The organism is Brevibacillus sp. HB1.2 (genome assembly GCF_013332495.1).
GTDB classification, from domain to species: Bacteria; Bacillota; Bacilli; order Brevibacillales; family Brevibacillaceae; genus Brevibacillus; species Brevibacillus porteri.
The window spans coordinates 98,033-118,273 of record NZ_JABMIU010000007.1 but is presented as its reverse complement, the minus strand read 5'-3'; the positions used below and the strand labels follow the sequence as shown (position 1 = coordinate 118,273).

The 20,241-nt window shown below is 47.6% G+C and carries 22 protein-coding genes; 19 read left to right on the top strand and 3 right to left on the bottom strand.

Going from position 1 to position 20,241, the window contains the following annotated elements:
- Window positions 1-23: 23 nt before the first annotated feature.
- From HPY28_RS17685 to HPY28_RS17675, 3 genes are all read left to right on the top strand, one after another.
- Entirely contained in the window at window positions 24-914 is an 891-nt protein-coding gene (locus tag HPY28_RS17685) for a nitrilase-related carbon-nitrogen hydrolase (RefSeq protein ID WP_017249107.1), read from the top strand.
- Window positions 915-1,003: 89 nt separating this feature from the next.
- Complete coding sequence (locus HPY28_RS17680) at window positions 1,004-1,516, top strand: hypothetical protein (protein ID WP_017249106.1); 513 nt, start codon at window positions 1,004-1,006, stop codon at window positions 1,514-1,516.
- Between the two features lie 106 nt (window positions 1,517-1,622).
- Window positions 1,623-3,335, top strand: coding sequence for a methyl-accepting chemotaxis protein (locus HPY28_RS17675; RefSeq protein WP_174231061.1), 1,713 nt, complete (start codon window positions 1,623-1,625; stop codon window positions 3,333-3,335).
- A gap of 66 nt (window positions 3,336-3,401) precedes the next feature.
- Here HPY28_RS17675 and HPY28_RS17670 read toward each other — a convergent pair whose 3' ends face one another.
- Window positions 3,402-4,892: an NCS1 family nucleobase:cation symporter-1 gene (locus HPY28_RS17670; RefSeq protein ID WP_174231060.1), complete on the bottom strand. Its 1,491-nt coding sequence runs from the start codon at window positions 4,890-4,892 to the stop codon at window positions 3,402-3,404.
- A gap of 223 nt (window positions 4,893-5,115) precedes the next feature.
- Between HPY28_RS17670 and HPY28_RS17665 the strand changes: the two genes are divergently transcribed.
- From HPY28_RS17665 to HPY28_RS17600, 15 genes are all read left to right on the top strand, one after another.
- Window positions 5,116-6,726, top strand: a complete 1,611-nt coding sequence (locus tag HPY28_RS17665; protein WP_174231059.1) for an ATP-binding protein — start codon at window positions 5,116-5,118, stop codon at window positions 6,724-6,726.
- Window positions 6,727-6,758: 32 nt separating this feature from the next.
- Window positions 6,759-7,412: a response regulator gene (locus HPY28_RS17660; protein WP_069201640.1), complete on the top strand. Its 654-nt coding sequence runs from the start codon at window positions 6,759-6,761 to the stop codon at window positions 7,410-7,412.
- 147 nt (window positions 7,413-7,559) lie between these two features.
- Window positions 7,560-8,612, top strand: a complete 1,053-nt coding sequence (locus tag HPY28_RS17655) for a tripartite tricarboxylate transporter substrate binding protein (RefSeq protein WP_174231109.1) — start codon at window positions 7,560-7,562, stop codon at window positions 8,610-8,612.
- A 47-nt stretch (window positions 8,613-8,659) separates the two neighbouring features.
- Window positions 8,660-9,127: a tripartite tricarboxylate transporter TctB family protein gene (locus tag HPY28_RS17650; RefSeq protein ID WP_017249100.1), complete on the top strand. Its 468-nt coding sequence runs from the start codon at window positions 8,660-8,662 to the stop codon at window positions 9,125-9,127.
- 17 nt (window positions 9,128-9,144) lie between these two features.
- Entirely contained in the window at window positions 9,145-10,671 is a 1,527-nt protein-coding gene (locus HPY28_RS17645; protein WP_174231058.1) for a tripartite tricarboxylate transporter permease, read from the top strand.
- A gap of 109 nt (window positions 10,672-10,780) precedes the next feature.
- Entirely contained in the window at window positions 10,781-11,371 is a 591-nt protein-coding gene (locus HPY28_RS17640; RefSeq protein ID WP_174231057.1) for a GNAT family N-acetyltransferase, read from the top strand.
- A 94-nt stretch (window positions 11,372-11,465) separates the two neighbouring features.
- Complete coding sequence (locus HPY28_RS17635; RefSeq protein WP_106833257.1) at window positions 11,466-11,882, top strand: DUF3054 domain-containing protein; 417 nt, start codon at window positions 11,466-11,468, stop codon at window positions 11,880-11,882.
- A 55-nt stretch (window positions 11,883-11,937) separates the two neighbouring features.
- The gene (locus HPY28_RS30740) at window positions 11,938-12,069 is read left to right on the top strand and encodes a hypothetical protein (RefSeq protein ID WP_017249096.1); all 132 of its coding nucleotides are present in this window, start codon (window positions 11,938-11,940) and stop codon (window positions 12,067-12,069) included.
- Window positions 12,070-12,153: 84 nt separating this feature from the next.
- Window positions 12,154-12,516: a hypothetical protein gene (locus HPY28_RS17630; RefSeq protein WP_106833256.1), complete on the top strand. Its 363-nt coding sequence runs from the start codon at window positions 12,154-12,156 to the stop codon at window positions 12,514-12,516.
- A complete protein-coding gene (locus HPY28_RS17625; RefSeq protein WP_174231056.1) occupies window positions 12,500-13,123 on the top strand; it encodes a thiamine phosphate synthase in 624 nt (207 codons plus the stop codon). Before HPY28_RS17630 ends, HPY28_RS17625 begins: the two co-directional genes overlap by 17 nt.
- Window positions 13,124-13,126: 3 nt before the next feature.
- Window positions 13,127-13,789 carry a thiamine phosphate synthase gene (gene thiE, locus HPY28_RS17620; RefSeq protein WP_174231055.1) on the top strand — a complete coding sequence of 221 codons (663 nt, stop codon included), beginning with the start codon at window positions 13,127-13,129 and terminating at the stop codon, window positions 13,787-13,789.
- Between the two features lie 87 nt (window positions 13,790-13,876).
- Entirely contained in the window at window positions 13,877-14,785 is a 909-nt protein-coding gene (locus HPY28_RS17615) for a hypothetical protein (protein ID WP_026043125.1), read from the top strand.
- Window positions 14,786-14,871: 86 nt separating this feature from the next.
- Window positions 14,872-15,162 (top strand): antibiotic biosynthesis monooxygenase family protein, encoded by a 291-nt coding sequence (locus HPY28_RS17610; protein WP_017249091.1) that lies wholly within the window; start codon window positions 14,872-14,874, stop codon window positions 15,160-15,162.
- A gap of 359 nt (window positions 15,163-15,521) precedes the next feature.
- Window positions 15,522-17,048 carry a two-component system sensor histidine kinase NtrB gene (locus tag HPY28_RS17605; protein ID WP_173623582.1) on the top strand — a complete coding sequence of 509 codons (1,527 nt, stop codon included), beginning with the start codon at window positions 15,522-15,524 and terminating at the stop codon, window positions 17,046-17,048.
- A gap of 192 nt (window positions 17,049-17,240) precedes the next feature.
- Complete coding sequence (locus tag HPY28_RS17600; protein WP_017249089.1) at window positions 17,241-17,750, top strand: hypothetical protein; 510 nt, start codon at window positions 17,241-17,243, stop codon at window positions 17,748-17,750.
- 11 nt (window positions 17,751-17,761) lie between these two features.
- Here the strand turns inward: HPY28_RS17600 and HPY28_RS17595 are convergent, their stop codons facing one another.
- Complete coding sequence (locus tag HPY28_RS17595; RefSeq protein WP_017249088.1) at window positions 17,762-18,448, bottom strand: response regulator; 687 nt, start codon at window positions 18,446-18,448, stop codon at window positions 17,762-17,764.
- A complete protein-coding gene (locus HPY28_RS17590) occupies window positions 18,445-19,680 on the bottom strand; it encodes a sensor histidine kinase (protein ID WP_069844787.1) in 1,236 nt (411 codons plus the stop codon). The genes HPY28_RS17595 and HPY28_RS17590 overlap by 4 nt, the downstream gene beginning before the upstream one ends.
- A 155-nt stretch (window positions 19,681-19,835) precedes the next feature.
- Here HPY28_RS17590 and HPY28_RS17585 point away from each other — a divergent pair, with 155 nt between their 5' ends.
- Window positions 19,836-20,186: a MarR family winged helix-turn-helix transcriptional regulator gene (locus HPY28_RS17585; RefSeq protein WP_017249086.1), complete on the top strand. Its 351-nt coding sequence runs from the start codon at window positions 19,836-19,838 to the stop codon at window positions 20,184-20,186.
- Window positions 20,187-20,241: the final 55 nt, after the last annotated feature.

Sequence of the window (20,241 nt, the reverse complement as noted above, 5' to 3'; positions counted from 1 at the left end):
GCAAAAAGGCGAGGAGGGCGACTATGGCAGATATCATTCGCATCGGCTTGATTCAGGCGAAAAACGATATCCATGGAGACGAACCGGTTCATTTGCACAAAGAAAAAGCCATTGAGAAGCATGAGAGGATGGTTCGGGAGGCGGCTGCCAAGGGGGCACAAATCATCTGTCTGCAAGAAATCTTTTATGGCCCGTATTTTTGTGCCGAACAGCAACCGAAATGGTATGAATCAGCGGAAGAAGTCCCAAATGGACCAACCGTGCAACTTTTCTCTTCCCTTGCCCGCGAGTTAGGAACCGTACTCATTTTACCTGTGTACGAGCGCGTGGGGATCGGTACGTATTACAACACTGCCGCTGTGATTGACGCGGATGGCACGTATTTGGGCAAATATCGCAAGCAGCATATTCCGCATGTCGGAGTGGGCAGCAGCGGGTGCGGATTCTGGGAGAAATATTACTTTAAGCCCGGCAATCTTGGCTATCCCGTTTTTGAAACCGCTTTTGCCAAGGTCGGGGTCTATATATGCTATGACCGCCATTTTCCGGAAGGCGCACGACTGCTGGGCCTGAATGGGGCGGAAATTGTATTCAATCCGTCTGCGACTGTCGCCGGCTTATCTGAATACTTGTGGAAGCTCGAGCAGCCTGCTCATGCCGTTGCCAACGGTTATTATGTGGCAGCGATCAATCGGGTAGGGACAGAAGCACCGTGGAACATGGGAGAGTTTTACGGACAATCGTACTTGGTCGATCCGCGAGGGCAATTTGTTGCCTTGGGGAGTCGGGATCAGGATGAGGTCATTCTCGCTGAAATGGACCGTAACAAAATTCATGAGGTGCGAGATACGTGGCAATTTTACCGGGATCGCAGACCGGAGACTTACGAAGATATGGTAAAGCTATTACCTTAATACAAGAGTGAGGGAGGTGCCGGATACGCACCTTCCTCCTTTTCACATCATTGGAAGGATTCCATCAGAGTCAAAAGGAGCGTTCAGGGATGAGGCAGATTGTATATCGAGGGGTCGAATACGGTGAGGGACTTCGCGTTGTGAAAGCGCAAAAGTATGAGAGGGCAGAACGTCGCCATTTTACAAACGGTGCGAGTGCAAAGGCAGTGTTTGGCGCGGGTGTTTACTTGGTGAGCAATCCGGAAATCGCCGCACAGTATGCAATTTGTCATGCAGAGACCAATGGGGAGAAGGCAGTTGTGTTGAGCCAGCAGCTACATTTGCAGGGTCTCGTTTGTTTGGACGAGCGCTATGGGGAAAATGAACTACGCATTGATGCATTGCGTGCTGCTTATTCAGAAGAGGAACTCGAACAGAGACAGAACGATATGGGCTATGAAGAGTGGCTGGAATGGACAGGCGATAAGGTGCGTGCGTATTTGATTGACTGTGGATACCGGGGGATTCGGTATCGGATCAGCCCGGAGCTAACGTATTATATTTGCTATGAGCCTGACGTTCAAATTGAAGAGATCGTGATTCTATCTGTGCTCGATGTGTGAGTAAGCGACTACGACTATCGACTTATTCGACAAACTTTGGTAAGATTAGACAATATTCGCGCTTTTTCTAGCTTACCTATTTGACAGAGGAAGGATTGCCGCAACGATGAGTCTATTACGTAACCTCAGCACCCGAGCCAAACTATTTAGCTTGATTGTGATGATGGCCGTCTTTTTGTGTGCTGTCGGATTCACCGGATTTTTTCATGTGCAAGTCTCAGGTGAACGCATGCAGGCCATGTATGAAGAGCAGCTTCTTCCCGTTAAGTGGATTAACGATTGGAGACAAGAAATCCGCGCGATTGACGGATTGGTCTATAAAATGATTCTCGATCCATCTCCTGCGGTCTTTGCTGAATACAAAACGGAACTGGACTTGCGGATGGAAACAGCAGACAAAACGTTCCAATATCTCCAAAACACGAAGCTGGATGCTCAAGAACAAGAAAGAGTGACGATGCTAAAGGAGCTTATCGAGCAGTATCGTAAAGACCAGGGCGAGGTCTTGAAAATGATCCAGGAGGGGAAAGCGGATCAAGCCTATTCGTTTTATCGTGCAACGGATAAGACGCTGAATTGGATTAATCAGGAACAGCTCGAATGGGCGAATTACAAATCTGAGCAGGCAGTCGCCATGCAAAAGGAAAACCAAGATGAGACTCAAGAAGCGATTACATTCCTGATCGTAGTAGGCGTACTGTCGATCCTGATCGGTAGTGTATTGGGGTGGATCATCTCCCGCATGATCGCTGATCCCCTTCGAGTTGTTTCAAGCCGCATGCAGCAATTGGCAAGCGGGAATATGGCAGTTGCTCCCGTCACCTACGTGACTCGTGACGAGGTAGGTACACTTGGTACTGCGTTCAATGAATTGGTAACGAATTTCCGTTCATTGATTGAACAAGTAAAAGTGGCGGGTGAGCAAGTGGCTGCTTCCTCTGAGGAATTGTCTGCGAGTGCGGAGCAGTCCGCTTATGCAACAGAACAATCGATCAGCAGTGTGCAGCAAATCGCCTCTGCCTCCGAAGTACAGACGCAACGTACGCAAGAAAGTGTGCGTGTCATGGAAGAAATGTCGATTGCCATCCAGCGGATTGCCGATACGTCCGGAGCCGTTTCTGAATCATCGGCGCAGGCAGCAGAGGATGCGGAGCAAGGAAGCATTCATATTCAGCAAGCTGTTGATCAGATGAATACGATCTCCGACTCGGTGAATCACGCAGCGGATCTCGTGCAACTGCTCGGCGTACGGTCAGAAGCCATCGGCCAAATTGTTGATGTGATTACTGGAATTGCTTCCCAAACGAATCTGCTGGCGCTCAACGCAGCGATTGAGGCGGCGCGTGCAGGAGAACACGGCAGGGGATTTGCTGTCGTGGCGGATGAGGTTCGTAAACTCGCAGAACAGTCAGAGGAATCTGCGCGCGAGATTGCGAGACTGATTGGGGAAATCCAGCAAGAAACCACGCAAGTCGTGCATGTCATGATGGATGGAACCCAAGAGGCGAAAAAAGGTGCAGAAGTTGTACAAGAAGCGGGTGTCACCTTCCAACGTATCGTAGACTCTTCTCAGGAGGTTGCGGGTCAAATTCAGGACGTGTCCGCTGCTACCGAGCAAATGTCGGCAAGCATACAGCAAGTCGCATCTGCTATGGATGAAATGAATCGCCTCGCACAGGAAGCAGCCGTACATACCCAAGAAGTATCGGCTGGGGCAGGAGAACAGCTTGCCAGCATGCAAGAAATCGCCCGTTCCAGCGCGAATATGAATGAGCTTTCTCAAGAGCTGCAAGAGTCCATCAGTCAATTCAAATGGTAGAGCAAGTAATGAAACGAAAGACTGGCAAACCCAAGGGGGCAGCCAGTCTTTTTTGGTAGCTTGCTATTAGGAAGCAATCGTTTGTTTATTGTTTGCTGTAATTTTTTCATAATCCTTGGCACTCAAAATCGAAGCGTCATTTTTCATCATCCACGTGTAAATCACGAGTGAAATCAGTAGCCCGATAGTCCATGCGTTGTCCCAAATAATGGATAAGCCCGGAATGTATTTACTTATAAAAGGAATCGCAATCCCGATTAGCATCGCCCAGATGGCTCTGCCATTAAAGCCCGTTTTGTAGGCGTAGATCCCGTTTGTTTTATACAACTCTGTTAAATGAATGCGCCGCTTGCGCACGAGCCAATAGTCGGCAATGGCTATTCCGTCGATCGGGCCTAACAAGGCTCCGTACGTTCCCAGCCATAAAAAGATGTAGTTGCCGAAGTTCTCTAGAATGTACCAAGGCTGCATCAAGAGAGACACAACCCCGGCGATGATAGCGCCGGTTTCATACGTGAAACGGCGAGGGGCCAGATTTTCCACTGCTCGGGCGGGAGCAACGATATTGGCCGCTACGTTGGTCGTCAATGTGGCAAGAATAATTCCAATCGTTCCAAGGAAAATGGCGAAAGGCGAGAATTTAGCCAACACGGCAGCAGGATCCCACAACGCTTCTCCGTAAATCACGACGGTAGCAGAAGCGACAGCAACTCCGATGAACGAGAAGAAACCCATCGTGGTTGGTAACGAAGAGGATTGTCCGATGATTTGTGCTTTTTGACTTTTGGCATACCGACAGAAATCCGGAATGTTGAGGGCCATTGTTGCCCAAAAAGCAATGGCTCCCGTCAATGCTGGGAAGAAGACCTTCAAGAATTCTGCGTTAGTAGTGAATTTCGAAGGTGCTGAGAGCATCGGTCCCCATCCGCCTGCTTTCGTAAGCGCCCAGACGAGGAGAGCCAAACTCATGATGATCAGGATGGGAGCAGCCCAAGCCTCCATTTTTTTGATCGCTTCGGGACCGCGATAAGCGACCCATACGTTTAACAGCCAAAAGCCAAAGAAGGATATCCAGAGATGTCCGGGAACATTCGCCCAGCCTGTCATCGACATCAAGAGTGTATCGATGGCAGCACCTCCGAACCAACAGTTGATGCCAAACCATCCAGCACCAATCAAACCGCGTGCGACAGCAGGGATGTGCGCTCCTTTGGAGCCAAACCAGAGGCGCGCAAAAACTGGATACGGAATGCCAAATTTCGTCCCGGCATGAGAGTTGAGAAGAATGGGAATAAGGACAATACAATTACCGAGAATGATCGTCAAAATGGCCTGCCACCAGTTCATACCCAAGGAAATTAACCCTGCGGCCATTGCATACGTCGGCAAACAGATCGACATTCCGATCCACAAGCTGGCGAAGTTGTAAGATGTCCAGCTGTGCTCTGCCGTCCTCGTTGGCCGAAGACCTTCATTATAAAGCGGACTGTTCTTGATTGCCTCTTCGCCTTCTTTCGTCAGGGTAACAATTCCATTTGATACCGTCTGCGTCTTCATTTCTTTCCCTCCTTTGCTATTCAAGATGTCTCGTATTCGGACAAGCGCCCTAGTTTGTCTTGAATACAAGTTGTAACATTATATTGGGGGAAAGAAGGCCTAATACCTGATTTTTCGTCGTAAAAAGACAACCCGCAACGACAAGCTTCGCCATTGACAATGGGAATGATTCTACCTTTTTTCCTAATTGGGATGGTAAGATGAAGCAAGGGGTGAGCGAGCTGTGACGACAAGCAAAATCCAAATGTCTTTGCAAACCAGAATGATCTTATTGATTACTATTATCATTATTCTGATTGTTTCGTCAGTTAGCGCGGTGTTTTCTTCCATTGTTGCGTCTTCGATCGAAGAGCAGGTGGGCAAAAAAGCATTGAGTGTGGCGAAAATTGTTGCCAGCGATCCTGAACTGCGTAGTGCTTTTTCAAGCGATTACCCTCCTGCGCTCATTCAACCCATTGCTGAAAACGTCCGGATGCAAACCGGAGCAGAGTTTGTGGTCGTGGGGAACCATGAGGGAATTCGGTATGCGCATCCGATTCTGGAGCGGATTGGAAAGGAAATGGTGGGAGGAGATAACGAGCCAGGGCTCTCGCATGGTCAATCTTACATATCGAAGGCGGTTGGCAGCATGGGACCATCATTGAGAGGGAAGGTGCCGATCAAAAATGAAAAAGGGAACATCATCGGAATCGTATCCGTTGGGTTCCTGCTGGAAGATATCGAGGAGGCCATTGACCTCTACCAAGACCGCATCCTGATCCTGACTCTTCTCGCCTTGTTGTGTGGTGTGGCTGGTGCGATTGCACTCAGTCGCTATTTAAAGCGCTTAATTTTGGGATTGGAGCCAGAGGAGATCGCATCCTTGTACGTAGAGAGAAATGCTGTACTGGAGTCAGTCCGCGAAGGCATCGTGGCGATTGACCGCAATAAGCGCATCACGATGATGAACAAGGCTGCCATTCGTATTCTGAACCTACCGGAAGAAGAGTTTCATCGCAAAGATATCGTGGAAGTGCTACCAGACAGTCGTATGCCAGAAGTTCTGGAATCAGGTGAGCATCAATTAGATCGCGAGTCCATTATGAGCGGAAAAGAAATCATTGTGAATCGACTTCCGATCAAGTTCGGAGGGAAGGTCGTAGGAGTAGTCAGCAGTTTTCGTCCCAAATCGGAAATTGACCAGCTAGCTTCTGAGTTGTCCCAAGCAAGGCGTTATGCGGATGTTCTTCGCGCCCAAACACATGAATTTCACAATTTGTTGTATACCATTTCTGGTTTATTACAGCTTGGCTCGATTCAAGAAGCGGTCGAGCTGATTACGAGTGAAACGTCCGCACAGCAAGAGATGATTTTGTTTTTGGCGAAGCAAATTCCAGATCCGTTAATAGGGGCATTGTTGTTAGGCATGCACAACCGGGCCAAGGAGTTGAAAATTCAATTCGTCATCCATCACGACAGTCACTTGAAGGAGCTCCCACCGACGATCAACCGACAGCAGATCGTGGTTTTATTGGGGACACTGATCCAAAACGCGTTGGAAGCGGTCAATGAGCCAAGCGTCGAGTACAAACGAGTGGAGTGTTACTTGTCTGACACGGGCGATGAGATCATGTTCGAAATCGAGGACTCGGGACCGGGAGTTGTGGAAGAATTGCGAGAAAAAATATTCGAGCACGGTTTCTCAACGAAAAAAGGCGAAGATCGCGGAATTGGTCTGGCCAAGGCGCACGGAATTATTAACGAATTGGACGGCTATATTCTCATTGGCAAAAGCGAGCTAGGAGGTGCACTTTTCACAGTATCCCTACGCAAAAGAATGGAGGTGGCGTCTTGAGAAAGCTGGAGGTTCTCATCGTAGAAGACGATATGCGGATTATCGATATCAACAAACGATTTGTCAGCAAGATTGAAGGTTTTGAAGTTATTGCTACAGCAACGAATGGGACGGATGCTAAAGAATTGCTTTCTTATACCCGCCCTCAACTCGTTTTGTTGGATGTGTACTTGCCTGACATGTTGGGAACAGAGCTGGTCTGGTTTATTCGGCAACATTACCGCGAAGTAGACGTGATCATGATCACCGCAGCCAAGGAAATGGAAATGGTACAGGAAGCGCTGCGAGGCGGAGTATTCGATTACATCGTCAAGCCGCTGGTTTTCGAACGTTTTCGTGAACGGTTAGAAAGCTATCGGGAGCACGTCATTCGGACGAGGGAAGCGGTCGAGGTGGACCAGGAAGTGATTGACCAAATGCTGACCAGAAGGCTGGTCGCCCCGAAAAATCGAGATGCCCTTGCACCAAAAGGAATTGACCACTTAACTTTGGAAAAAGTGATCGAGGCGATCAGACAGACGGGAGACAAGGGGGTCTCGGCGGAGGAAATTGGCCGCGAGATTGGAACCAGTCGAACAACGGCACGACGGTATTTAGAATACTTGGTCCTGGAAAAAAAAGCGCGTGCTGAATTGATTTATGGCACAGTTGGCAGACCGGAAAGAAAATATCGCTATCTTCCATAATGTTCCATGAACAATATGAACAAAAAGTGATTAATTTTCAAAATAGACCTTATGCACGAAAACTATTCCCCTAGCTACCGCGGTGGTACATTATGTTCAAGCGTGATAGCGCTTACAAATAAGCGGGTTGAGGGGGATATTTGTTTGATGAAAAGAAAAAAAGTGCTAATCACAGTGTCCACTTTTCTTACACTAGCATTGGCTGCTTGTGGTGGAGGTACTGGAAATACGGGAACAGCAAGTCCAGGAGCACAACCAGCGCCGCAGCCTACCGCAGAGGCATCCAAATACCCAGAAAAGTCGATCGTGTATGTAGCTCCATCCGGTGCAGGTGGGGGCTGGGATAAGACAGCTCGCTCGGTAGCAAAGGTGTTGGCGGAAAGCAAGCTGGTTACGGAAACCATCACGGTAGAAAACAAGCCGGGTGGTGGGGGAACCGTGTTCTTGGCTGAATATGTAAGCAAAGACAAAGGCAATCCTTATAAATTATTCGTTAGCTCTCCTCCTATTTTGATTAACAATAACAAAAAAGAGGGGAACAGCCCATTTGGCTACAAAAATGTCACACCATTGGCGCAAATGACGAAAGATTTCGGCACCCTCGTTGTGAAAGCGGATTCACCTCACAAGGACATCAAGAGCGTGCTGGACGCGATCAAGGCTGATCCAAGCAAAATTACACTGGCAGGGGGCTCTGCGCCAGGATCGATGGATCATCTGATCGGGGTATTGCCAGCAGCTAAATATGGAATTGATCCAAAAAGCGTCAAATACGTCTCGTATGATGGCGGCGGAGAAGCAATGGCAGCCTTGTTGGGAGGTAATGCAGATATCATTGCAACAGATGCTTCCAGCGTAGGTGAATATCTGAAAGCAGGTAAAATCCGCGTACTGGGCGTTACTTCTGATGAACGTCTCGGCGGCCAATTGAAAGATATCCCGACGTTAAAAGAGCAAGGCATTGATGCGACGTTCACGATTTGGCGCGGTGTCTTCGGTCCGGCTGATATGCCAGCAGACGCAAAAGCTTACTGGGATGCAAAGCTGAAAGAACTTTCCACGCATGAGACATGGACAAAAGAATTGGCTGCAAACGGTTGGGAAAGTGAGTACAAGGACGCTGCTGCTTTCTCAGCATTCCTGGACGAACAAGATAAGCAGGTCAAAGAACTGTTGACATCACTTGGTATGTCGAAGTAGGGAGAGGAGGGGCATCCCCTCCTTTTTCCACACCGTAGGAGGTATACATGAACCTGATGTTTGATCGTATCGGCAGCCTGTTTTTTGCGCTAGTAGGTGCACTCTTCATTGCTGAAAGTCGGAATATTTCGTCTAGTGCTTACGGAAGTCAGGTCGGACCGAATATGTTTCCATTTGGGCTTGGCGTCATCCTGATCTTGTTGAGCTTGCGACTGTTGTGGGAGACCTACAAGAAGGGCGTGGCAGCTTCCTCATCCGAGTCACAGAGTCCACTGCGATACAAGCGGTTTTTATTCATTTTGGCAGCGACAGTCTTGTATGTATTGGTGTTGGAGCAACTCGGTTATGTCATCTCGAGCTTCGCTTTCCTTCTGTACGCCTTCACTATGATGGGAAGTAAAAACATTCTTAAATCAGGAATCGTTTCCTTACTGTTTTCAGTAGGCGTTTATGTCATCTATGTGCATTTGCTAAAAGGTACGCTTCCAGGACTACCTGCCTGGCTAGGCGTCTAGGGAGGGGATAGATTAGCATGAGTGCATTGCAATTTTTGGCGGATGGTTTTCTCGTTGCCTTACAGTGGCATAATCTTGTCTTTGCCTTTATTGGCGTCCTGATCGGTACTGCGGTAGGGGTCCTTCCTGGCATCGGTCCAATGAGCGGAGTGGCGTTATTGATGCCCGTTACGGCTTCTTTGACTTCTGGCTTACCTCCTGAAAGTGCAGCGGCTAGCGCACTGATTTTGTTGGCAGGCGTTTACTACGGCGCGATGTACGGTGGTTCCACAACATCCATTTTGTTAAATACGCCGGGTGAATCCTCTTCAGTCGTTACGACATTGGACGGCTATCAGATGGCCAAACAGGGACGTGCTGGCGCAGCGTTGTCGATTGCAGCGATTGGTTCTTTTGTCGCAGGGCTCGTGGCATTGATTGCTCTTGTGTTTTTGGCTGATCCATTATCCGATCTTGCTTTGAAATTCGGCCCTGCTGAATATTTCTCCCTCATGCTTCTCGGCTTGTGTGCGGTCAGCGGACTGGGGGGGAAATCGATGACCAAAGCCCTTATTATGACAGTCATGGGACTCTTGCTTGCGACAATTGGGATGGATACCGTTTCAGGTGTGGCTCGGTTTACCTACGATATTCCCGATTTGTACCAAGGCTTGGAGTTCCTCACGATAGCAGTTGGGTTGTTTGCCCTTGGAGAAGTGTTCAAGACGATTATCGAAGACGATCAATCCACAAAGGAAATTATTAAAGTGGGGCGGGTACTGCCTTCCAAACAAGACCTAAAAGAAAGTGCCGGACCGATTACACGCGGCTCATTGCTCGGGTTTTTCATTGGTGTTTTGCCTGGTGCTGGCGCTACCCTCGCATCCTTCTTCGCGTATATTTTTGAGAAAAAGCTGAGCAAAGATCCTAGCCGCTTTGGAAAAGGAGCGATTGCAGGTGTAGCAGCACCGGAGTCTGCAAATAATGCTGCTTCTGGCGGTGCGATGATTCCACTATTGACGTTGGGTATTCCAGGGTCCGGTACCACTGCTATTTTAATGGGTGCATTATTGATGTATAACGTACAACCGGGGCCGCTATTATTCAGTGATCATCCGCAGATTGCCTGGGGCTTGATTGCCAGTATGTTTATCGGAAATGTCATGCTGTTGATTTTGAACATGCCATTAGTGAAAGTGTTTGCCAAAATCATTGAAACACCGTCCCATTTCCTGATTCCGCTCATTATCGCGATTTCCGTTTTCGGTGTGTACGCTGTGCAAATCAGTACGTTTGATTTGATTTTGCTCGTGATTTGTGGGGTAGCTGGCTATTTCCTGACGAAAAACGATTTTCCACTGGCGCCGCTCGTCCTCGGCCTTGTGTTGGGACCGATGATTGAAAATAACATGAGAAGAGCGTTGACCACCTCGAATGGCGACTTCTCGATCTTCTTCACGAAGCCGCTTTCCGCTGCTTTTCTGGTTTGTGCGCTTCTGTGGTTGCTGATCCCTCTCTTCTTAAAGCGCAGAGGGAAGCAAGTCATTATCAGTGAAGAAGCGTAACACCCTACTATTTGTCTTGACAGTGTCCTCGCGAGCCCGTATCATTGGAAAAATTTCGGGAAACTGTTCTGCTTGATGGATGAAGCAGAACAGTAGAGGAGAGACAGACATGTTAAACATTGAACCTGTTATCTTAGAAGGCAAGCTGGTCCGATTGGAGCCGCTCAGAATGACACATGTGGATGGAATCTGGGAAGCAGGCGCATACAAAGAGATTTGGCCGCATATGTCCGTTACCATTCGAACGAGAGAAGATGCTCAGGCTTTTATTCTGCAAGCTTTAGAAAATGAACAAGCCCAAACAGAATTACCATTCGTCATCATTCGCCAAGCAGATGGGCAGATCATCGGGAGCACGAGATTTTTAGGGATAGCGAAAAAGGATCGCGGATTGGAAATCGGGTTTACATGGCTGACCCCATCCGTCTGGAAAACGAGCATCAATACAGAATGTAAATGGCTTCTCCTTCGCCACTGCTTCGAACAACTGGGGTGCATACGCGTACAGCTCAAAACAGATTCGCGCAATTTGAATTCGCAACGTGCCATTGCCCGAATCGGTGGCATTCGAGAAGGAGTCCTGCGCAATCATATGGTGTTGCCAGATGGATACATTCGCGACTCGGTATACTTCAGCATACTTGACTGTGAATGGCCAGAAGCCAAGCGAAAGCTGCAATTGTTGCTGTTTGGTGAATAAAGGCTTGGATTGATTGAAGGGCGTTCAGCGCATGTGTACAATAGGGGTGAACCAAGAGGGTTTACTCTGACAAGACCCGGAAAAGAGGGTATACATGAGACTGCGTTTGTCGCCACCGGGCTATTTATTGTTGCTCGGGGATCTGATCGCCTTTGTGCTGTTTGTTTATTACGGAAAAATCATTCATAACTACCCTGTCACGGTCATGGGGATTATCGAAACATTAGCCCCTTTCCTGGTGGGATGGATCATCGCGATTCTGCTTTTCAAGAGCTACGGACAGCGAACGTATGAATCTGCGGGCCGACAATTGTTATCTGCACTGATTACGTGGACAGTAGCTGCACCAATTGGCTTACTGATCCGCTCCTGGTGGACAGGTGTACCGACTACGCTTATTTTTGCAGGTGTGACTTATTTCATTACGTTGGCCTTTTTGCTCGGGTGGCGTGTACCGTTCGCCATCGGATACGCGATCTACAAACGTAAGAGACTACTCGCAACCAGCTAATAAAGTGACCCGAATTGGTTACGCTATCCTATGAACGACTTAGGAGGTGAATCAATTGGGAAAGAACAACAACAGCAAGGACCTCGGAAAAAACCGTGGCAAAACGCTGGATGAAAAAGATCGCAACACAAATTTACGACAATCGAACCATAATGATCGAAATGAAGGAACTTCAAAAGACCGCTGAGCAATCAGCGGTTTTCTTCATTGATACAGGTCATGATGTGATATAATAGATTTTGTTTTTTTCTAGTGAGTGGAGGGAAACGGTATGACGGAACCGATGCAGAATGTACAGCCGGTGACCTTGTCGTCACAGGCGTTTTTACTTTTGTGCAGACTATATGATGGCTGCTATGACGATTTGAAGCAAAATGAGCAGGTTCACGAACTCGTGGAGTCCATCGGTGATATTTTGCTGGCGGGTGTGGAGACATTGGAGAAACAGGAAGCCAAACCGAAAAATATTACCTTTCCACTTACCGTGCAGCAGGCATTTTTCTTGCGTCGGCTCGTGGTTGAGCTGTTGGCTCAGTCGCCGACGGACAAAGAAGACCGAACGACGCAATGGCTACAGGAGTGTGTGACAGCACTCGCTGGAGGCGGTGTCCAACCTGATGTCGAGCACTCGTGAGCTGCATGTGATTACGAGCGGTCGGCATTCGCTCGATGAGGCATTGCGAATGGCAGAAGCTGCTTATGCAGGTGGTATGAACTTTCTACACATACGGGAAAAGCAGCGTACCGCAAAGGAATGCATGGACTGGGTAAAGGCATTGGCGAATGTCATCCCCCTTTCGGCCTTGATGGTGAATGATCGGGTGGACGTGGCTGCTGCGTCAGGTTGTGCCGGTGCTCACCTGGCATACCATAGTCTGTCTCCTGCGGAAGCGAGAATGGTGCTGAAGAAAGGTCAAAAAATAGGGCGTTCCGTCCATTCCGTGGAGGAAGCACAGCAAGCCATTGCCGCACAAGTCGATTATTTGCTCTACGGGCATATTTTTGCGAGTGGTTCGAAGCCAGGTCTAGCGCCAAGAGGAACAACAGAACTTGCGCAGATAACAGCACGATGGGATACACCGATCATCGGACTCGGTGGCGTCACACCGGATCGGACGGCGCAAGTTTTGAAAGCAGGGTGTGCGGGCATTGCTGTCTTATCGGGGATCACCGATGCAACTGATGCCAAGTCAGCAGCCAGCGCTTATCGAGAGGCATTGGATCGTTGGGAGGGAAAATAAAGCATGCGAGATATACAAAGACTTCGGGAAAAGATGGGTGTCTACTTTGTCGTTGGTACGCAGGACTGCGGATATTCCAGCGAGAAGACCGTGCAAATTGTGGAAGCAGCATTGCGTGGAGGAGTAGGCACGCTTCAGTTGCGTGATAAAGGAAGCAAGCTGACCGCTGAGGAACAATATGAGCTGGGCAGACAACTGCAACAGCTATGCCGTGACCATGATTCCGTATTTTTTGTGAATGACGATGTAGATCTGGCGATTCGCTTGCAGGCAGACGGCGTTCATGTCGGGCAAGATGACATGGCGTTGTCGGAGGTACGGGCTAAAGTCGGCTCCGAGATGTACATCGGTGTTTCGGCAGGTACGGTCGAAGAGGCGCTCACTGCCCAGAACGGTGGCGTTGATTGTATTGGTGTAGGAGCGATGTTCGCTACCCGTTCCAAGGCAGATGCTGGCGAGCCAATCGGACCAGATGGGCTAGAGGAGATCCGTAAGGCAGTCGGTCATGACTTGCCTATCGTCGGGATTGGTGGCATTACTTTGGAAAATGCTGCTGAAGTGGTTGCTGCCGGGGCCGATGGAGTCGCGATTATCAGTGCGATCAGCCAGGCCGATTCACCTGAAGAAGCAGCGCAAGCACTACAGCGAATTGTACGATCTCGTTAGCACGGACAAAGCGACGATTACATATGGTAGGGTAATAGAAACAAACCAGGATGATGCAATATTGGTGATCAAAAGGAGGTGAAGCCGATGAAAAATCGGATTTACCGTATCGGATATGAATGGGTGAGCAAACGGGAATTGCTCGAGCGATTGTTCATGACCGATTGCATTCTTATCGAACACAAGCGAATGCATCCCCCACCGGAGGATCAAGATACGGAATTGCCACCAGAAAAGGAAGTTCATGCTGTTTTGGTTCGCAGCCAGCGCCGCCCGGGTGAATGGGTGACGTTTAACGGGCTATACGAAATACAGTCGAGAGAGCCCATCCCCTGGATAGATTCACCGTTGGAGTACCATCAATTCGGAGTAGAGTTGATTCCTGGCAATATTCGCAGGGAAAAGGCACCTCAAGGCAGGATACCCGCAAGAACTAAGCTGCAGATCGCAGCAGTGCGACAAGATACGGTATTTGTCACTGTTCCTGGGCATCCATCGCGGCGCTACGAAATGTCAATGGCTCACGCGCGTTTTGCCAAGGATTACCCGACAGAAATGGAAATGAAGCTGCAAGTATACGCTTTTCCTCCACGCAATGATATTTTTGTGGATTGGTTATTGAAAGAAGGGCGTAAAACAGGAATCATTACGCGCCCCAATCAGGAAAGGGTAGAGAAATCTGCATTTCAGGTGTGGGAGGATCTTCGCCAAGAATACGGCATTAGTGTCAGTGCGGCATTGATTGCGATTAAACAGGCACTCATTGTTCTGGATCGTGCTGGTGTCGAGACTGACTTCCCATACCCGGCCCAAGAACGATCGGATTTATCTTTGTTCAGCGAATCGGAGCGAGATGCCTTTTATTCCTACCAATCCGTTCGATGCGCGATGGCCGCTGTCGCTGCGCTTCTGACGCTAGACCCCAAAGATCCATTGCAAGATACACTCTTGATGGATATCATGCTCGAGCAACAAATCAACCGCAGGCGCGAATAGCGTTTGCGGTTATTAGGTTTTTCACCAAAAGTAGTAGTATAATGGGAGTTGGTAGATGAACCCAATGAAAAGGATGTGTGACCATCATGTATGTATCCATGAACAGACTGACTGTACCAGCAGATTACCAATCCCATTTGGAACGCGCATTTGGTAATGGGGGAGAACGGATGAAGGAGGTTCCGGGTTTTTTGGAGTTCCTTTTCCTGGCACCAACGGAAGGTGACGAATACATCGTTTTTACGAAATGGACAGATGAGGAATCGTTTAAAAATTGGACAGAAAGCGATGCTTTCAAGCGCGCGCATACAGGAACCAACCCAAATAGCCCGGTAAAATCGGATTTGCGCAATTACGCTGTCAAATCCCATTCATAAAGCGAAAGCATTTGTCTCTGCGGGGGCAAATGCTTTTTGGATAATTGAATAATAAACATCCTTTACCATTTTATGCTCGATCGTGATATGATAGAAAATGTTGGGAAAGCGGTTTCAGTCAAACGTGATCAGGAGGTGAAGGGTCCGAAAAAGGTAATAGATAACGCGCGATAATAGGATGCTAGCCGAGATTGTTTGTCTGTAAGGATAAGAAGAGAACCAGATTGGATGGTGTCATTCTCTGCACGAGGATATCATCAAGCCGCTTTACATCTTGTCTCATTTACGTCCATAATAGAGCCTATACATACTTGGGAAAATAGCCTCAATGAAGCACGGAGAAAAGGAGCCAGAGTGTTTTGAAAAATCGAATAAGTAAGTATCTTACTCATTTGGTCCCTGCGGCGGTGGCCAAGACGTTTTCCTTTCTTTCAGATCATCATTACTCTGCTTTGCTTCTAGAAGACCGCGAAAATACAGAGGCTTTGTTTGTTCAGCAAATCACGAAATGGATTGAAGTAGTAAATGTAATCGACACGTATGCATTCGAACGAGAATTGAGCGAAATTGCGTATAAATTTTCGTTACTCGGAATGAATCTTACGTATTTACAGCAATTTTTGCGCAAGTGTCGCGACGTTATTATGGAAGAAATGAATATCAACTCATTTTCTCTTGCCACGACGGAAATGGAGCGAGTAGAGCTTTTGCAAGGACAGATTCGTCTCTATCAATCGATGGACTACATTTTGCATCAAATGGACGATGTCTTTAACAAAAATTCGCATCAATTTCCAGTTGAAAAAACACAAACTTCTCCTGCAACTTCGGCCAAAGGAGAAGATGTTACAATGCTCGCTGAACAGGAGCTTGTTCAATTGGTTCTGCAATCCAGCGATATTGCCGTCTTGATGATCGATCGCCAGTTAAGAGTCATTGAAGCGAATTACGCCGTCTGTCATTTATTTGGCGTAGATCGGAATCAACTCATTGGTCAAAACATTGATCATGCCCTCCGCCCGCATATAAGCGAGCGTTTTGTTCAGTGGGTAATTGAACGCGGGCAGTCCGGCCATTATGTTGCGGAATACAGAGGCAAATGGACGACAGTGAGTACGAGCCCCATTTATTACGGTGGAGAGATGTGGGGAGCGATCGCCGTTCTTCGGAATGTTACGGAAAGCAAAAAGTACGAAGAAGAATTGAGCAAGCGAGAAGCACTGGCAGCCGTTGGGCAGCTGGCTGCTGGGATGGCGCATGAGATTCGGAATCCACTGACAGCCATCAAGGGCTTCATTCAGTTGTTGCGGGAGCAAGGGGAAGCAAATCGTAGTGAATCTTATTTTTCAGTTATCTTAACGGAAATTGAACGCATTGATGGGTTATTGAACGATGTCCTTGTTTTGGCCCGGTACAGGGATGATAAAATCGTATCGGAACGTTTCTTAGTGATGGATGAGTTACATGGAGTCATTCGTTTACTGGAGCCAGAAGCGAATCGAAGAGGAATCAAGCTAGAGCTGGACATTGCACAAGGCGAGTGGCATGTGTTTGGTCATCGTTCGCGAATCAAGCAAGCCATCTTGAACATCTTGAAAAATGCCCTTGAAGCTTTGATGACCCAAGGCAACCTCGTTCAAGTGAAAGTGTACTCATCTCTCAATCAAGTCATCATTGTTGTGGAAGACAACGGACCCGGTCTATCAGATTCTTGCCTCCAAAATTTATTCGTTCCTTTTTATACGACCAAACAAGAGGGAACGGGGTTAGGATTGTCTACGACACAACGAATCATCGCGGATCACGGTGGCGAACTCTATGCGGAAAACTCTCCGAAACTAAAAGGAGCTCGTTTTGAGATTCGTTTACCTCTTTCCATTTCTTAAAAAAACAAAAAAGGATTGTGACTGTAGACGGATCGGATATCCGTCTTTTTTTATGTTCGATTGAGTAGATGGTCCTATTCGCGAAAAAGTTGCAAGTCTTTCGAATCAATCTCTTTGTAAGTTGTTGTCAAGGCGTGTCGATCAGTGGAATAATTTACAAAACGGTTACAATTTGAACGGAGTTGAACAACGGTGATTCGGATGCTGAAAAGAAACGAAACGAGGTGGAGCTACTGGGAAGTTTGGTATGAGGAAACGGAGCATCTTTACACCGTTCATTACGGAAATGTCGGAGAAATTGGCGACTATTTTGCTGTAGTAGCAGAGCAGATCGAGGGAAGGCCTGACGAAGTTTTGCAGAACTGGGCAGAAGAGATGAAAGAACAAGGATATCAGGTCATGAAAGAGAACGATTTCCATCCGATGATCATTCGCTTTCCCCATTTGTGTGAGTCAGAGATTGAGATGCGCTATTTGATCGAACAGCTGTTAGACGAATGCTTGGGAAAGACAGGGAATGGCCACAGCGACGGTGGGGAAGACAGCGAGCGGACGTTGGCAGTCATTTGCCGGGTGATCGATACGAAGAAAGCGGCTGCTGCTGTATTTGAAGCGATGTCCAGCGCACAGCTGGTCGGAGGGTTTTCCATCAGCATAAAGCAGGAGGATGGAAACTTGATTCCACTTAGTCCTCCTGCCTAGAACTGTCTGATTTATTTCACGATTTTGTGCCGTAGAGCTTTGGCCACTGCCTGGGTACGATCCTCGACACCCATTTTTTGCAAAATCCGATGCACGTGTGTTTTTACAGTGCCTTCTGATATAAACAAGTTTTGCGCAATCTGATCATTTCGATAGCCATCTGCGATCTGTTGAAGTACATCTAGCTCTCGATCCGTCAATTCATCTAGTAAGACTGATTGGGAAGAGGTAGTCGAATCAGGTGTCTCACGTTGACCTAGCAGAGCTTCGGCAAGGGCTTTTGCAGCTGTCACGGTGTGGAAGAGGGCTTCTCCCTGATGGGCTCTGCGAATGAGGTCAAGCATTTCCTGAGAGTCGGCATCCTTTAGCATATAACCGACGGCTCCAGCACGAATCCCTTCCACCACATAATTGTGATTGTCAAAGGTGGTAAGAATCAATACCTTTGTGCGAGGATGCTGCTGCATGATTTCTTTTGTGGCCTCAATGCCAGATTTGTTGGGCATCTGAACATCCATCAAAACGACATCAGGTGCGAGGGCGCCAATCAATTCAACAGCTTCCACGCCATCGGAAGCTTCCCCAATTACTTCCATATCGGATTGCATTTGAATGACATAACCCAACCCTTGGCGAATCATGGTTTGGTCATCTACTAGGACCACGCGAATGGCTCCTTCTTTTTGTTTACCGGTCATGTTCGCATGCTCCTTTCAGGTTCAGTCTGGCGAATCGGAAAGCTGAAATCGAGTTGGAATCCGTGAGGCTCTCGAATGCGATACGCGAGAGTTCCGTTCAATAACTGAATTCGTTCAGATATGCCAGTTAGGCCAAAGCCAGGTTTGATTTTTTGGTCGCTCGTGATGCTTCCATCGTCTCGAATGGACAACAAAAGGATGTCCTTCTTTTGTTCAATGATGACGAGAATTTCTTTTGCGTCAGAATGACGTAGTGAATTGGTGATCGCTTCTTGCAAAATTCGATAAAACGTTATCGTCATTTCTTGAGAGAGCGGAATGTCCAGATCGGAGCATATCAACTCCATTTTTATTCCTGTATGCTTTTGAGCCTGCGATAAGAGAGCTCGTAGAGGCGTAAGCCCCAAGGAGGTTTTATCCAGGGCCAATGTATGGACAGACGTGCGAATATCCTCCAGACTTTGCTTGGCAACACCAAGCATGTTACGCACGGCTTCTTGCGCGTTGTCAGGTCCATCTTGCAACATATACTTCAAGGCATGTAACTGGACAATGAGTGAAGTCAAACTATGGCCCAATGCATCGTGAATATCACGGGCAATTCTCGTTCGTTCCTCCAGAACCGCTACTTGAAGGGAGTGAAGTGCTGCTTCTTGAAGTTGTAAGTGCGCCTCTTGCAACTCTGTATGTGCTTTTTGCAGCTGCTCCAGGTGCTGTTGGTTGGTTTCGTACGCTTCAGTTTGAATCCGATAGCCACGTGCGCCGATATAGCAACCCACATACGTAAGGATATATGAGATGATGTGCGTGAATTTCAGGCTTTCTTCAAAATATAAAAAAAGCGTACTGCACGTACCAAAAAAAGTAGCATAAGCCAATGCACGGCGTCCATGAATGTGAAAACCGATAAAAACAGCGAGTGGGAGCATCAAGCCGAAGCCCTCTCCACCCAAGATGAGGGATTTTAGTAACGAGACAATTCCAAGCACGACTGTCACTAACTCGAATTGGAAAGGCTTCCATTTTTTCTTGGAAGTCCAAAATACCACAAGGTAACAAATAAATAGTACAATGGTAAGAGAAAATTGCAACGGAGTTTCCCGTTTAAATGAATCAGGAAGCAAAGCTAATACAATTAAGATGGAAAACCACATGATTAGTAAACGTTTTTGTATGGCTTTCATCATTATCTTCAACAATGAGAAGTCCTTCTTTCTCTGCCGAATAATCACTTAACTTCATTCTAGCATGCGTTGTCGTCTATCTCCAGATAGATAAATCCCTGTCAGAAATCTACCCCTGGGTAGACTTCACTACATATACATTTCAGTAGAATTATTTTTGGGAAATAAACGATTAGTTATGGGTGTGAAGTGGTTAAGTAAGGATGGCAAGGGAGGTTCTCATGAAAGAACTGATTCAGTTGGCAAAACTCCTGCAAGAAGCCAGTGTTTTGTTTACCACGATTTCTGAGCAAGAGCTGGATACAAGCGATGTAACTTGGCAACAGGTCTTGATTCTGGAGCAGCTTGGAAATGGGCCAAAAACGATGGGGGACATAAGTAAGACTGTCGGTCTTTCATACAGCACAACTTCCGGTCTCATTAATCGGTTGGAGCAGGAAAAACTGGTACGCAGGTTCCGAGACCAATCAGATCGACGAGTTGTGTGGGTGTCACTGACAGAGCGTGTATACCAACAGCGAGATGTGAAATGGGGAAATTCACAAACCGTTTAAAAATGGTTTGTTTCATCCCTTGATATTTCGTTAAACGAAATGCTACTACGAGGTT

Bases quoted from the DNA above. Each gene is read 5' to 3' on its own strand.
- HPY28_RS17670 (WP_174231060.1), bottom strand. From the start codon at position 4,892: ATGAAGACGCAGACGGTATCAAATGGAATTGTTACCCTGACGAAAGAA.
- HPY28_RS17595 (WP_017249088.1), bottom strand. From the start codon at position 18,448: ATGACCGGTAAACAAAAAGAAGGAGCCATTCGCGTGGTCCTAGTAGAT.
- HPY28_RS17630 (WP_106833256.1), top strand. From the start codon at position 12,154: ATGACGGAACCGATGCAGAATGTACAGCCGGTGACCTTGTCGTCACAG.
- HPY28_RS17650 (WP_017249100.1), top strand. From the start codon at position 8,660: ATGAACCTGATGTTTGATCGTATCGGCAGCCTGTTTTTTGCGCTAGTA.
- thiE (WP_174231055.1), top strand. From the start codon at position 13,127: ATGCGAGATATACAAAGACTTCGGGAAAAGATGGGTGTCTACTTTGTC.
- HPY28_RS17640 (WP_174231057.1), top strand. From the start codon at position 10,781: ATGTTAAACATTGAACCTGTTATCTTAGAAGGCAAGCTGGTCCGATTG.
- HPY28_RS17655 (WP_174231109.1), top strand. From the start codon at position 7,560: ATGAAAAGAAAAAAAGTGCTAATCACAGTGTCCACTTTTCTTACACTA.
- HPY28_RS17675 (WP_174231061.1), top strand. From the start codon at position 1,623: ATGAGTCTATTACGTAACCTCAGCACCCGAGCCAAACTATTTAGCTTG.
- HPY28_RS17645 (WP_174231058.1), top strand. From the start codon at position 9,145: ATGAGTGCATTGCAATTTTTGGCGGATGGTTTTCTCGTTGCCTTACAG.
- HPY28_RS17610 (WP_017249091.1), top strand. From the start codon at position 14,872: ATGTATGTATCCATGAACAGACTGACTGTACCAGCAGATTACCAATCC.
- HPY28_RS17585 (WP_017249086.1), top strand. From the start codon at position 19,836: ATGGCAAGGGAGGTTCTCATGAAAGAACTGATTCAGTTGGCAAAACTC.
- HPY28_RS17680 (WP_017249106.1), top strand. From the start codon at position 1,004: ATGAGGCAGATTGTATATCGAGGGGTCGAATACGGTGAGGGACTTCGC.
- HPY28_RS17660 (WP_069201640.1), top strand. From the start codon at position 6,759: ATGCGGATTATCGATATCAACAAACGATTTGTCAGCAAGATTGAAGGT.
- HPY28_RS17685 (WP_017249107.1), top strand. From the start codon at position 24: ATGGCAGATATCATTCGCATCGGCTTGATTCAGGCGAAAAACGATATC.
- HPY28_RS17615 (WP_026043125.1), top strand. From the start codon at position 13,877: ATGAAAAATCGGATTTACCGTATCGGATATGAATGGGTGAGCAAACGG.
- HPY28_RS17625 (WP_174231056.1), top strand. From the start codon at position 12,500: ATGTCGAGCACTCGTGAGCTGCATGTGATTACGAGCGGTCGGCATTCG.
- HPY28_RS17635 (WP_106833257.1), top strand. From the start codon at position 11,466: ATGAGACTGCGTTTGTCGCCACCGGGCTATTTATTGTTGCTCGGGGAT.